This is a genomic window from Fibrobacter sp. UWH9 (genome assembly GCF_900129715.1).
Lineage (GTDB): Bacteria > Fibrobacterota > Fibrobacteria > Fibrobacterales > Fibrobacteraceae > Fibrobacter.
The window spans coordinates 21,325-35,193 of sequence record NZ_FQWP01000012.1; the positions used below are offsets into that span (position 1 = coordinate 21,325).

9 protein-coding genes are annotated in these 13,869 nt (G+C 52.6%); 3 read left to right on the top strand and 6 right to left on the bottom strand.

Features of this window, described 5'->3' with window-relative positions; translation table 11 throughout:
• Positions 1 to 62: 62 nt before the first annotated feature.
• Positions 63 to 707 carry a hypothetical protein gene (locus BUB94_RS10645; RefSeq protein WP_073160322.1) on the bottom strand — a complete coding sequence of 215 codons (645 nt, stop codon included), beginning with the start codon at positions 705 to 707 and terminating at the stop codon, positions 63 to 65.
• A 124-nt stretch (positions 708 to 831) separates the two neighbouring features.
• Complete coding sequence (locus BUB94_RS10650; protein WP_254793719.1) at positions 832 to 1,731, bottom strand: aspartoacylase; 900 nt, start codon at positions 1,729 to 1,731, stop codon at positions 832 to 834.
• 167 nt (positions 1,732 to 1,898) lie between these two features.
• Between BUB94_RS10650 and BUB94_RS10655 the strand changes: the two genes are divergently transcribed.
• Complete coding sequence (locus BUB94_RS10655) at positions 1,899 to 3,467, top strand: biotin attachment protein (protein WP_073160320.1); 1,569 nt, start codon at positions 1,899 to 1,901, stop codon at positions 3,465 to 3,467.
• 135 nt (positions 3,468 to 3,602) lie between these two features.
• Here the strand turns inward: BUB94_RS10655 and BUB94_RS10660 are convergent, their stop codons facing one another.
• The 3 genes from BUB94_RS10660 to BUB94_RS10670 all read right to left on the bottom strand — a co-directional run bounded on the left by BUB94_RS10660 (position 3,603) and on the right by BUB94_RS10670 (position 8,272).
• On the bottom strand, positions 3,603 to 4,406 hold the full coding sequence (locus tag BUB94_RS10660; RefSeq protein ID WP_073236870.1) for a hypothetical protein: 804 nt from the start codon (positions 4,404 to 4,406) through the stop codon (positions 3,603 to 3,605).
• 90 nt (positions 4,407 to 4,496) lie between these two features.
• On the bottom strand, positions 4,497 to 7,004 hold the full coding sequence (locus BUB94_RS10665; protein ID WP_073236873.1) for an alpha/beta hydrolase family protein: 2,508 nt from the start codon (positions 7,002 to 7,004) through the stop codon (positions 4,497 to 4,499).
• Positions 7,004 to 8,272 carry a hypothetical protein gene (locus BUB94_RS10670; RefSeq protein ID WP_175549721.1) on the bottom strand — a complete coding sequence of 423 codons (1,269 nt, stop codon included), beginning with the start codon at positions 8,270 to 8,272 and terminating at the stop codon, positions 7,004 to 7,006. Before BUB94_RS10670 ends, BUB94_RS10665 begins: the two co-directional genes overlap by 1 nt.
• 196 nt (positions 8,273 to 8,468) lie before the next feature.
• Between BUB94_RS10670 and BUB94_RS10675 the strand changes: the two genes are divergently transcribed.
• Positions 8,469 to 10,385: a snapalysin family zinc-dependent metalloprotease gene (locus tag BUB94_RS10675; RefSeq protein ID WP_073236879.1), complete on the top strand. Its 1,917-nt coding sequence runs from the start codon at positions 8,469 to 8,471 to the stop codon at positions 10,383 to 10,385.
• Position 10,386: 1 nt separating this feature from the next.
• Here BUB94_RS10675 and BUB94_RS10680 read toward each other — a convergent pair whose 3' ends face one another.
• Positions 10,387 to 11,244 carry a TIGR02147 family protein gene (locus tag BUB94_RS10680; protein ID WP_073236948.1) on the bottom strand — a complete coding sequence of 286 codons (858 nt, stop codon included), beginning with the start codon at positions 11,242 to 11,244 and terminating at the stop codon, positions 10,387 to 10,389.
• 216 nt (positions 11,245 to 11,460) lie between these two features.
• Between BUB94_RS10680 and BUB94_RS10685 the strand changes: the two genes are divergently transcribed.
• Positions 11,461 to 13,803, top strand: a complete 2,343-nt coding sequence (locus BUB94_RS10685; RefSeq protein ID WP_175549722.1) for an Ig-like domain-containing protein — start codon at positions 11,461 to 11,463, stop codon at positions 13,801 to 13,803.
• Positions 13,804 to 13,869: the final 66 nt, after the last annotated feature.

A 13,869-nucleotide genomic window follows, 5' to 3' on the forward strand; every position in this document is an offset into this window, starting at 1 on the left:
AAAAAATGCGCCGGTTCTTTCAAAGCCGACGCAGTTCAACAACGAGTTTGCCGCCTAAAAAATTAAGCGTCGCTTCTCAGAATGCCGTAGTCGCGGCCTTCTACGGGAATCACCAGCTGCAGGCGGGAAAGCACGTCGATATGCTTGTCGAATTCCGCCTTGAAATCTTCGCCCAGAACTTCTTCGTCGTCGTGGGCCAAGTTGTAGGCGATGTAGCTGCCATCGGGGAAAATGGAAATGCAGCAATCCCAGGTAATGTCGCCTTCCTGTTCCTCTTCGTCGTCATCGCGGTCCTTGCTTTCAAGCATCAGCATGGGCTGGGGAGCGGGAATGGCGTCGGCATGGCCGTTCTCGAAAATGAAGTAGTTGCGGCTGATCAGCTCATGTTCCAGGGCCATGGTGCTGGGGGTACGTTCGAACTCGTTGCGCAGACGGTGAATATTGCCCAGGTCATCTTCGTAAGGGTCCTGGAAATCTTGGGGCAGCACCACCTGATAGTAGTCAAATTCCTTGCCCTTGGCGGCATAGGTATCGGACCATTCCTTGGGAGGTTCGGGGCGGGTCGTCAAGAAATCTTCAAAAGCATCCAGGATGTCGGACAAGCGGGAACTCCACTGTTCGCCCTTCTGCTTCTGCACCAGTTCCATGAAATTCTTAAGGCGTTCTTCGCCATTCACTTCTTTCAGTTCTTCGTTTTCTTCAGCCATACAATCGTTCTCTTGTTCTAAATAAATTCTAGTACCTTCGCTCCGCTCAGGATGACACGGAAGGGGTTCAGGATGACTCGGAAGGGGGGGCAGGATGACATCGCTTTCAAGATGTTCCAAATTTTTACCACTCTTCCACGGTCTTTGTGGTGAGGCTCATGGCGATGTCTTTTTCGTAATAGGCGGGTTCGCTGATAAAGATGGGGTACACCGGGCTTTCACCATGGTACAGTATATCCTTACCGTCAAACGTTCTGAACAGCTTATCCCCATCCTTCAATTCACAATAGTCGTGTCCCATGAGATTGGGGTGGATCATGGCCTGGATCGCTCCGCCGCCCTGGGGCTTGGGGTAGCCGATATCCTTGAACTGGGTGTACACATCCACCTTGATGGGCGGGCGTTTCTGCAGTTCGCCGCGGTTCCATTCTTCGGCCAGTTCCAGGTAGCGCTGGACCAGCTTTTCGGAGCGCTCAAAAATGGCGGCGTCCAGAGTCCCGTGCTGCTGGGGGCCAATCTCTACGCAGATGTCCGCCTTGGCCACCGTACCGAAGTAGGGCGAGGCGCTGCGTTCCTCGGGCTGGTAATAAATCCAGGCGTCAGAAAATTCCTGAGTCAAAACCGCAGAGGCTCTCATGCAGAAGGGATCCCTGTCAGAAAGGATCAGGCACATGCCCATGTTGGATCCGGTGTTGTGGACATCCAGAATCAGGTCGGTTTTGGTATCGGGGCCCTTGGGTCCGTAAATTTCGTTCAGCTCCTTAGACCGGCGGAACTCATACTGCTGGGGAGTCCCATTCATATCCAGGCAGGTCAGGGAGAAGGCGCGGTTCAGGTCGTGGTCCCGATAGCGGCGGTTCAACCTTATGGCTTCGGGATTGGCAAGTACCAGTTCGACCTTTGCACTTTTACATAAATTGTTATAACATTCAGGATTATCCATCCACTTCTGAACCAGACGCACACCAGTACGCTCGTTACCGTGGGTGCCCCCCGAAACAACAATCGTATTTATCAAGCTCATATTTCAAATATAAATATTCTCTACCTAGTCCGTTTTGAGGTTTATGATTGTAAAAAGTATCGTTAGACCTAATTTAGGTTCAACACGGGCCTACCACATTTATTATATTCATCGGCGTATTTTATTGAATTAATACACACGGGGTTATAAGCCCCATAGGAAGACACATGAAAAAGATCAAGTTCCAGGATACCTCCTTCCGTGATGGTTTCCAGTCTATTTTCGGTGCCCGCGTGTTCGCAAAGGACTTCATGCCGGCTGTTGAAGCTGCATGCCACGCAGGTATCACCCACTTTGAAGCAGGTGGCGGCGCCCGTTTCCAGGCCCTCTACCAGAACTGCGGCGAAGACGCATTCGACATGATGGACGAATTCCGCCGCGTCGTTGGCCCCAAGGCTCGTCTGCAGACCCTGGCCCGCGGTATTAACGTTGTGGCTCTGGCACCCCAGCCCCGCGACATGATCAAGCTCCATGCCGACATGTTCAAGAAGCACGGCATGACCCGTATCCGTAACTTCGACGCTCTCAACGACGTGAACAACCTGATCTACTCCGGTAAGTGCATTACCGAAGCCGGTCTGGAACACGAAGTCGTGGTTACCATGATGGAACTTCCTCCGGGATGCGAAGGCGCACACGATGCCGCTTTCTACGAACGCATCCTCAAGAACATCCTGGACGCAGGCGTTCCGTTTGCTTCCGTTTGCTTCAAGGACGCTTCCGGTACCGCCAACCCCACCAAGGTTTACGAAACCTTCAAGCGCGCTCGTAAGCTCCTGGGCGACGATGTCGAACTCCGCATCCACAGCCATGATACCTGCGGTACCGGTGTTGCTCAGTACAAGGCAGCTATCGAAGGTGGCGCAGACGGCGTTGACCTGGCTCGCAAGCCCCTTTCCGGTGGTACTTCCCAGCCCGACCTGTTCTCCATGTTCCACGCTCTCAAGGGCACCGACTACAAGCTGGCTCTCGGCGAAGACGGTATCGTTGACGATCACATCAAGGAACTCATGGACGCAAACAACGTCGCCGTTGAATGCCTCAAGGACTACAACTTCCCGCCCGAAGCTCGTCAGATCTCTCCGGACGTGATTTTCTCCCCCATGCCGGGTGGCGCACTTACCGCCAACACCCTCATGATGCGCGAAACCAAGACCTTCCACCTGTACGACAAGGTGATCAAGAACATGAGCGAATGCGTGGCTCGCGGTGGCTTTGCTTCTTCCGTGACCCCGGTTTCTCAGTTCTACTTCCAGCAGGCCTACATGAACACCATCAACGAAAACGCTGGTCGTGATCGTTGGTTCAAGATGACTGAAGGCTACGGCAAGATGCTCCTTGGCTACCAGGGTAAGACTCCTTGCGAACCGGATCCGGAACTGGTGAAGATCGCTGCAGATCAGTTCGGCATGAAGCCGTTCGCTGAAGCTCATCCGGGCGTTCAGTGCGCAGAAGAAATCCTCGAACCGGGTATTCCGGCTGCAAAGAAGCAGCTCGAAGAAAACGGTCTGCCTGTTACCGACGAAAACATCTTCATCGTTGGCTGTCTCCAGACTAAGGCTGGCAACAAGGGTATCGAATTCCTCAAGGGTAACCGTCACATCGGCGTTCCCAAGAAGGACCCCAACGCTGCCCCGGCTGTGGACACCAAGAACATGAAGGCTGGTCAGGCTTCCACTTACCGTATCGCCCTCGGCAACCAGAGCTGGGACGTTCAGGTAAGCACCCTGAAGTAGTCGTAAGGCGAAAGCCGCAGACTACTGCTCGCCAAGCCGACGCAAGTTGGCTACGGCAGTTCTAACAAGAAGCCCCGCGATCCAACTCGCGGGGTTTCTTGTTTTTTATTCTTGTTTTTGTTTTTGTTAATTATTCTAGAACGTGAAGGTTTTACCCGCATACAGGGTAAGGCCCAGCAGGTCTTCGTAGGCGGCGCCGCCAAAGAATCCAGTGGGGTGGCTGTAGGTCAGCTTAACGCTACCAAGCCAGTCTTCCGGGTCGCCCTTGAAATAGGTATCCACTTCGGCCACCACGTTGCCGTACTGCCCCTGCTTGCCCAGGTGGGCGCCAAGCCAGACCGCAGAGACAACTCCAAAGCCCACATTCCGATCGACGTCATCCATGATCTTTTTCTCACTGAGCTTATCGCGGAGATCGTCGTAGTCAGAGCTACCCTGGTAGAACTGCATTCCGGCACCAAGCCCCATGATCATCAAGGAACCGGGGTTAAAGTCAGCACCTACAAGAACTCGTTCCTGAACATTCCAGAAGCTGTAGTCCTTCTGGCCTTCCTTAGTAGAGAGCCACTGCCTGTACTTTTCGTTTTCGCCGTGATTCTTGCAATCACTCTCCGTGCAGGACATGGAAAGGGAACCGCCAAAGGCCCCTGCCGCGGCATTCACAAACAGCGGAGACAAAGAACCGCCAAAGCGATAAGTCAGGCCCAGGTCGCCACCACCAGACATCACCTTATCCAAGTTGTGGTCTTCTGAATTACGGCTCCAGAAACCGCTAGCAGACAACGTCACCTTCTGGGAGTCGTCATTTCCATCGACTCGATGATCCAGGGGGACTGGCATCAGGGAAGCCCCCATAGAGCGAGCCTTGGGAAGAAGGCAGCCGGTCAAGTTCAACGACAGTGCAGCCATGGTAACCATGGCGATGGTACTCTTATTCATTTTTATCTCCTTTTCACATCCCTACGCAATCAAAATCTTGCCTGTAAAAAAGCATATAAATTTTACATAATTTTATATGCAACACACAAGTTATTCTAACAAAATATCCTGGATAACGCAAGATTCCGAAGTTTTCATACCTAAAATGGACAATCGGCTTGCAGACAATCCAAAATTAGGCGTAACGCGGGTATCCACAATCAAATCCAGGGGAATCAGGGCCGCACTTGTACCCGCCGGGGCAAAGTCCCTAAGGCGACGAGCGCCCCCTCGATAGGAATCGAAATACACGGCCGTTTCACTACAAGTACCCTGCTTAAAGGACACCCGCAAGTTTGAAAATCCCCTCAAGGACTTTGCACTATCAAAGATGATATGGACTCCCCTTTCCGCAGCATCGAAATCAATCTGCAAAGCCTTTTGACCTTGAGCCGTCGGCATATAGCGCACTCGGGTAGAAGACAGCCACGGTGTCACCTTGTAAGACGAGTTGGGGTAAATTATGTTGGACTTGATCTGATCCGGTTCAGGCATTTCTACACCGGTCACCACAAGCCTTGGATTCGACAACGCCACACGGCCTCCATCGGAATTCAGCACAAGGCGAATCCACCTGTAGGTGCTGGGGGCATTCCTGCTAAAGGGCATTTTCCAGCGCAAGGTATGTTTCTTGCCATCGACAGGGACCTTCACTTCGGTCAGCTGAAGCTGGTTGGAATTGTTCTTGCCCTTATGCAGAAGGAGTTCTGCACGCATCCAGTCATTCTTTGCGTTCTCCACCTTTACATCAACTTCAAAGGAACTCCCTTCCGGAATGTTTTCGCCGTAGTCAAACCAGGCCACACGATGCCAGCCTGCAGCCAAGTCAAACTTGACGGTACCGCTCTTTTCGGTGGCAGAAGTCTTGTAGTCATACCTGGCATAAGGGAATTTCTTCGTCTGGGTAAGGCCGGCATTCTTCACGATTGCAGGGATATTGGCATTATCCATGCAGCTGGCCTTCGGAGTAAAATGTTCCGCCAGATAGGCATTACGATATTCCTTGCGGGCCGTATCATAATCCGCCTTGGCCAATTCACACAGAACCCTCCAAATGTCCGTCTGAATACCCCGGAGAACCGTCGTATCCAACTCGCCCTTACTTACAGGAAGTTCAATATGATGGGGTCCCTTTGAATCCTTATAGCGGGGATGTGTCGGATCGACGCCGTAAAAGGCTGTCGCGGTGCTATGACTACCCGGCTTTTCAAAATTCAATCCGCTAGACGACTGGCTAAAGGCACACCCCTGGTTCATGGCCATCTTGCCATTACACTTTAAATCCATGGCACTAGCCGTAGGAATGAAAGTACTCTGGGTCTGATATAGGGTATCAGCATCCCACCCTGTGCTCAAGGAGAAATGAGCCCCAAGGATTTTCATCTTCATACCGCTGGGCATGGCATTCAGCATTCCCTTTCTCAGGTTATTATACATCACCTTAGAAAAAGGGTAAGTACTCCCCTGTACGAAATCATATTTGGAATAGCGGACTTCATCTCTTTTGAAATCTTCGCTAATCTTACGATAAATTCGATTGTAGGAAAGACTCGAAGAATCGCTCCCCGGCGCATACAGGTAACTTTCGGCACGGCCCATTACGGTACCCGCCTTCTTAGCCCTGCGATTCAACTTGAAGTAAGTCTTGGAATGGGAAATTTCCTTACCCTTCAGCAGCCCCTGGGCCACAAGAACAGAAGGGAAGCCCTTGTATTCCGCAGCCTTGCGGTAATCCCCGAAAAGGAATCGGTTCGAAGAGAAATCCTCCTTTACCACCGTAGGCGTAAAAAAGAGGTGCTGACTTCGCTTCTCTAGCCTGGCCAACAGCAAGTCCTGGGCACCATCCCCCTGAATTAAATCCCTGAAGGCTTCAGCTTCACTGCTTCCGCCCCTTTCGGCCCAGAAGTCAATCGTGTAAAGCAGGCTTTTAGGAATCACGGCCCCTTGATGGGGCGAATCCAGCGAGGCAAACAGGCGCACAGGAGCATCAGACGAAGAGCGGGCAGAATCATACTTGTAGGCACCATAGCGGCCGATAATTCCCCCTTGGCTAATGCCCATAACTACAAAGCCGTCGACAGAACGGTTGGCAAAGCCGAACAACTTATTCCTGTTCATGAATTTCATGAGGTCCGTAAAATGTTCGGCATTTTTCTGCAGGGACTGCAGAACCGTTTCCGAGAACTGCACCAGCACAGGGGTATATCCCAGATCAGAAAGTAGGCTAGAAAGCCCCATCTGACTGGCATCATCCTGAAAACTGGAGAGGGTCCTTTGGTTACCGGGGTCCAGATTGATTCCGTCGATAATCAGGAAGGGGCGAACCAGATTAAAGCCCAGCTTCTGCCCCGAATTCTGTTCGGCATTGATCACACGGATGCGAACATCGTGCCTAGAGGAACTACTGCAGCTTTTTCCGTCGGCATCCACAGGCGCCATGCCATAGGAATCCTTTACGCAAGTACGGCTGCCGTCTTTATAGAAGAACAGGTCCTTTACCGAGGCAAAAGAAGAGGCCGCGGCAAACAGAAGTGTCGCCATCAACAAGAAGAAACGCATTATTTCACCTCCACTGCAATATTCTGAGTAACCGTCATATCACCATCTGCAAGGCGGACACTCACGCTGTTTTTACCGGCAGAATCGAATTCTACGCGGACCTTTGATTTCAGGGGAACATTCACCCATCTTTTGCCATCGTGGATTTCTAGAGTCGGAATAGAACTGCGGTTAGTGGCAATAAAATAGGGGTCATAGTAAATTTCAAGTACAGACCCAGAAACCTCTGACGAAGGCAACCCTGCCAGCAGCGCCCTGCCCGACTCAAAATCAGAAACTTCGCAGGAAGTATCGGCACAGACGCGGTAGGCATAGTCCACATTACCGACGAGGACAGGCATGACGCGATTATCATACCCCGCCGTAAATTCCGCCGCCTCGTAGAACAGCGCCTTCGGATTCGCCATGGCGCTATCCCGCAAACGGTTCCGTTCAATCAGATACATACTGTTAAACCAACCTCGGCGAGATTCCTCGGGAGTAAGCTCCGCAGATTCCATAAAGTTCTGGATTTGCAGATGTTCCTGTTCAGCCAATACAAAGTCGGCGTTGGTGGAGTCGGCGATCTTTACGCGGGATACAGAATCGTAGGCGGCAGAAGTTTCTGTAGCCGCAACGCTCCTGAACCGGGTTTCGCGACGGGGGCTTGCAGGAACCACATCGCTAAAGGAATAGTCCACCACCAATTCCCGGGATTCATCGTCGGAGTCGCCATCGACCATACCATCAACACCCACGGCACAGCTAAAGGCGATGTTATCCAGAAAGAGAGTCTCATAGCTGTTGGCGGGAACGTCATAAAGTCCAACGCCAATCCTCTGGACAAGTCCACCGGCAGAACCCACAATCGAGGCGACGGGAATTTCCAGGTGGTCCGGCACACCGGCAGACACATTCACATAATGTACCGCGCTAACGCCGAAATCACCCTCCAGCCAGACGCCCACCTTCCCCGACCGGGAAGCCGACAGGTCCAAAGACAGGTTGCCTCCAGGAACGTTTACCGGCATGCGATCCAGGACCATGGTTCCGCTCCAGTCGCCCGCAGAAGCCTTCGCTCCAGAAATGCGGATATACGGCGGGACCAAAGTTCCCATGTTTCCCCAGTTAGCATTCCACTCCGGAGATTCCGGAAATGTATTTCCGGCCTCCATCACACCAGATTCGCCACCCTTGTACAAGATGACCTCGTTACAAACCTGCGCAAAGCTCGAAAGAGACAATACGGTCCCAATCAAGGCTGCGCACCTTGATACCCTATTTTTCATGATTTCTCCAAAAGAGAAGTTTTTATCTAGTAGATATAAAGGGTCCGTAAATGAGGCCCAAAAAAAGTCACCCGGAGTGAACTTGTGTGCAAAGTTAAACAAACAAGATGGAATTGTAAAGAGGATGAGATTGTATTCACAGAAAAAGCAACCGGCTCTCCCCAAAAAAATTTATCTTTCTCTGCAGGAGTTTAACATGAAGAGTGCATTCGGGTTAATTTTATTCAGCGGCATCGTTTCTGCACTTTGGGCTCGCCCTGCAGCCCCTAACGTCTACAACACTGTAGACAACGGAGATTCCAAGCTCACCCTTGTCAACCATGGTGACGAGCATTATCATTATGCCACCACCCAGGATGGCTACCTGGTGCTCCCCGACCAATCCGGGACTTACGTTTACGCCGACACCAACGGCAAACCGTCTAACGTTATCGCCCACGACAAGGATTTGAGGCTGCCCTCCGAAAATGAATTTCTGGAACAGTTAGACGAATCCCAGAAGCAGAATATCCTAAAAAAGCATGAGGCCATTTACGGGGGCCGATTTCCCGACGAAAGTGAACAGCCCGGCGCATTGATACTAAGGAGCTCTTCTAGCCCCCAGCCCCTAAACCGCCCTACCCCGCCAAAGTGGGTCTCGGGGGAACGTTACATCCCAACCCTCCTGGTCGGAACCACAGACATTCCCCACGCCGACTCCGCCGCCGTCTATGACCTGCTCAACAAGGAAGGCTACAACAAGAACGGCAACATAGGCAGCCTCCGCGATTACTACCTCCATTCATCCAACGGTAAGCTGGACATTCATTTTGACATCTACCCCCTACCGCTAAACGTGGCACAGACCAGTTTCGGCAGCGGCAGTAATTTCAACGAAGGGAATTACACCAAGGCAGGTATTGACGCCTTGGTCAAGCACCCGAACTTCAAGGCCAACGCAAACAAGTACTGCGCCGAAGGCACCACCGTCGACGGGTTCCTCTTCCTGTTCCCCGGCGAAGAACAAAACGCCCTTAAGCAAAGCGACTACTTCTGGGGGCACAAATACCAGATGATCTACAACGGCGCCGCCAGCCAGTGGAGCAAGGGTTATACCGCCGGCGGATATACATTCGACGCCTACCTGTTCATCGCCCAGTACCGCGACAATTCCAACAATTCGAAATTGAACGCCATGGGAATTTTCGCCCACGAGTTTAGCCATGTGCTGGGTCTCCCCGACATGTACTCCGGCTCCGGAACGAACTTTGTATCGGGCCCCACTCCCTACGACGTCATGACCCAGGGCATGTACAACGGCAACTGGGAAACGCCGCCCTCGTTCTCCGCCTTCGAACGCGAAGCCATGGGTTGGATGACCATCAAGGAAATGTCTCCCAATTCCTCGTACGTCATGAGGGACATTTCAAAGATGGAAGCCTTTTCTGTCAGCAACCCAAACCAGAACGACGAATATTACATTGTTGAATACCGCCCCGCCGTAAAGTACGACGCCTACATCCAAAACAACGGCGTATATGTGTGGTACATCGATTACGATGCATACGCTTTCGAAAACGCAGCGGTCAACAGCAACAAGAGCCACCAGCGTGTGGCCATGAACAAGGTCGTTCAAAAGGGCGGTTACTATGCCGACTTCACCTTCGTCAACAAGAGCGGCAGGGCAGGCATTCCGGGCGTATACAACTTCGTTCTAGAAGGAGACTCCCTGGCCTGCTTTACCACCAACTCCGCCATGCCTCTTTCCAAGTGCCCCACGCCGGAGCCCCTTTCCAGCAGCAGCGGGATTTCTTCTAGCAGTGAGAATCCTTCTGACAGTGAAGTTTCTTCTAGCAGTCAGCAGGCCGAGCCTACTTCATCTACAACAGGATTCGCTCCCACCGTCGCCTCTAGGCTTAAGCTCCACGTAGAAGGTTCTACCCTGCACATCAATACAGCAAGCGCCTCCCCGAAGGAAGTTGCCATTTTCGATATGCTGGGGAACAAGATTCTTGCGGAACGTTTTGCAGGAAGGGATTATAGTTTGAACCTTGGAAACCTGGATCACAAGGTCTATATGGTCAGGGTTACCGAAAACGGAAAGTCCCTCACACAAAAGACATTCGCCTTTTAAGCTAGCTTTCTGATTTTCCGCCCACCTGGAACAACGCAAATTCCATCTGGAACACCTTATCACTGCCCTCATCCTCTTCGGCGATGAGGGCAATTTCTTTACGGAAGGCATTGATACGTTCTACGATGCGGTCGTAGCCTTCCTTGCTGATGCCCAGGGTCAGGCCAGAAATGTGGCGCTTGCCCGGCGGGTCACGGTCGATGGATTCCGCCCCCATCTTGAGGCAATTCTGATGGTAACCGCGAAGGGCCAGCTTTGACGTACGATCCCCTGTGGTAATGGCGCTTTCTGTAAGCACGTACTTGCCGTTCTCATCCTTCTTTATGAGTCGGCATTCTTCCAGCAGCTTTACGGATTGCTTCGCCTCGTCGGCGGTAATTTTTGGATTCACCTGTTTTGCCAGGGCGGCATAATCCCCGTCGAATCCGAACATGCCGATCAGGCTACGGATAAACAGATGACGGGGGTGGGAATAGATCATATACTGGGCATGCCCCAGCATGTGCTGCTTTTCGGCAAAGCGGACCACCTTCATGGCGGCCTGCATCTTTTCGAAAGCCGCATTGCGGTCGTCAGTGGTTTCGGCCTGGTTGAATTCCACCAGGGCCACGAAAAATTCCGTCTCGTGCTTGCCCAACCGCAGCCCAGACGCCACCTTGGGAATGCTTTGCTGGCTCAGGTTCTTTTCGCCGTTCATGACGCGGCTAATAAAGTCCTTGGCCTTGAAACCGATCCTGTCAGAAAATACACGCAGGGAGAAGGCCGGGTTTGCAGCCTTCTTCTGACTGTAATAGTCCCTCAAAAATTCCCGGTAATCCAGGTATTCGAAGACTTTTTTCTGTTTTTGCGGTTCAACCATGCCCAAAATGTAAGAAAAAGGGGGCAAATGGGGGTATCGGCCAGCGCATTGCCGTTGTCCAGAAACAACGCTAAATGAGGTTCAGTCATAAAACAAGTAGGAATATTCCCGCTTTTTGGGTAGATTTATCAATGGTTCAGAGCCGACGAGGTTGGGATGCCCGTTGTCTAGGAACCAGGGATATTTGGGATTTCATAAAAAGAAAGGTTTAACTTTATGAAAAAAGGTGTTTTGGGTAAAATTATCGCAGGCATGGTTATGGCTGGTACGTGTGGTGTATCGCTGGCCGCCACGCCTGCAAATGAAGTGGTGACGCTTCCTGCAGACAAAAACTATGGAGGTGGAGACAAGGTGGGCTCTCAGCTCATCGCCGCCACCTACAACGCAGGAAAGGGTCCGGGAGTGTGGATTGTGGCAGATGGCGGCTACCGCCTTTACCACAATGGCGCCCTGCTGGCCGAAGACAATCAGGCCGGTCGCGTCCGCTTCATTCCTATGACTTTGCTCCCCGGCGAGAACGCATTCTCCGTGGTGGGTGTCAACGGCGCGGGAGCCCCCGGCGTATTGGTCCAGATTGACGATCTTGACCGTTCCTATTACAGCGGCAGCGACTGGAAATCCAAGCCGTCTGTAGGAAACGCCTCCTGGAAGGAAAAGGGCCGCGACTTGAGCATGTGGGGCGGAGCTACAGCCCTGAGCTATTCCAACACAACGATGCCTAGCGGCGGCGACCTGAAGGGCTTTGCCGCAAATACCCAGTCCAAGTGGATCTGGACCAGCAGCGAAAGCGATTCCGTCGCAGTCCTCCTGTTTACCCTGAATGTAAGGGCAGAAGGTTTCGGTGCCTCTACAACAGGCGGCGATGCAGGCAAAATCGTTATCGCAAAGGATTCCGCAGAAGTCCGCAAGTACCTGCAGTCTTCTGACGCCTTGACTATTCTCGTTCCCGAAGGAACCTACGATTTCCGCCAGTTCCGCAATGCGGTAACCGAAGCCAAGGCCAAGGGACGCACCTGGTGCAAGACTACCTGCTCCGAAAAGAATGCGGTCACCGGAAAGACCAATACTTTCTACCGCATCACCTTCAAGGCCAATAGCTGCAGCGACCTGACCGAAGCCGGCGTGCAGATTGTCCAGGAAAGCGAAAATCTGATGGCATGGTCCAACTGGATTACCACCAAGGCCAACAAGAGCCTGGTGGGCATGGGCCGCGGCGCCAATCTGCGTGGAGCCTCTATTGCAGTCCGCAGTAACGAAGGCAGCGGCAACCACATTTATCGCAACCTGGCCATCTACGACGTGAACCCCCACCTGATCGAAGGTGGCGACGGTCTCGAAACGGTAGGAACCTCTTCGAAGCATGTGGACAAGTTCTGGGCCGACCATATTAGCTACAAGTGGATTAGCGACGGTTTCGACATGGAATTCGTAGACAACGCTACCATCAGCTACCTGGATTTTGACGGCGCCAACGATTTCAACTGCTGGGGAACCGACCCTTACATGGCCCTGGTAGAAGACGCCCAGCTGACTTACGCCAACTCCTATTGGCATAATACCTACGGCCGCGTTCCCAAGGTAACGGGCGAAAACGACGGTTCCAAGGTTCACCTTTACAACCAGCTGGTAGACGGCAACCGCTTCTTCATTGCAGGCGCCAGCGGCCACAGTGCCACAGCCAAGGCCTATGTCCGCTACGAAAATAGCTACATCAAGAACGGCAAGGGCTACCTGGCAGAATGGGGCGACAACGGCTATGTCTACTTTAGCGGCATCACCTATAGCAACACCACCCAGCAGCACCGCTACAATGGTACTGTAACCATGGGTGCCCCTCAGGCAGAAACTTTCAACCCCAGCTACAGCTGGGAAAAGCGAGACGTAAACAGCCTTCCCACCGACCTGCCCTCTCTCTCAGGCGTGGGAGGCCGCTACGGATCCATGCCCGCCTACGACCAGGCCTTTGGCGTAAGCAACAAGGCAGCCACCGTCGCCATGACGGCACCCGCCGCCAACAAGGCCTTTGATGCAGGCTCCAGCGTAACACTTTCCGCCTCCGCAAGCGATGCCGACGGTTCCGTAAAGAGCGTAAGCTTCTACATCGGAACAGAGCTGGTGGGAACCGCAACTTCTGCCCCCTATAGCGTCACCGTAAACGACCTGGCTGCAGGAACCTACTCCGCCGTGGCCGTAGCTACCGACAATTCCGGATTGACCCAGATGTCTGAATTCGTGACTTTCGAAGTGGCTGCAGAAGAAATCGAAGACCCGGCCAGCAGTTCCTCTGAAGAAATCGCGTCTAGCGGTTCCGAAGAAGAAATTGAATCCAGCAATTCTTCCGAAGAAATTGAATCCAGCGATTCCGAAGAATCTGCCATCCGAACCATCGCAGATGCGGCTACCGAGGCCGAAGCCAGCTACTACCGCGTTTTCGATATGCAGGGCCGCCCCCTCTACACCGGCAACACCAAGCCGAACAAGATGGTCGCCACCCGCGCCATCGTCGTAGAGTACAGCAAGTCCGGTACCGCCATCAGACGCTACATCCAGACGAAATAAGAAATTCCTCCTCCAATACCAACCAACAAAAAAAACTGGCCCCCACCCGGGAGCCAGTTTTTCTAT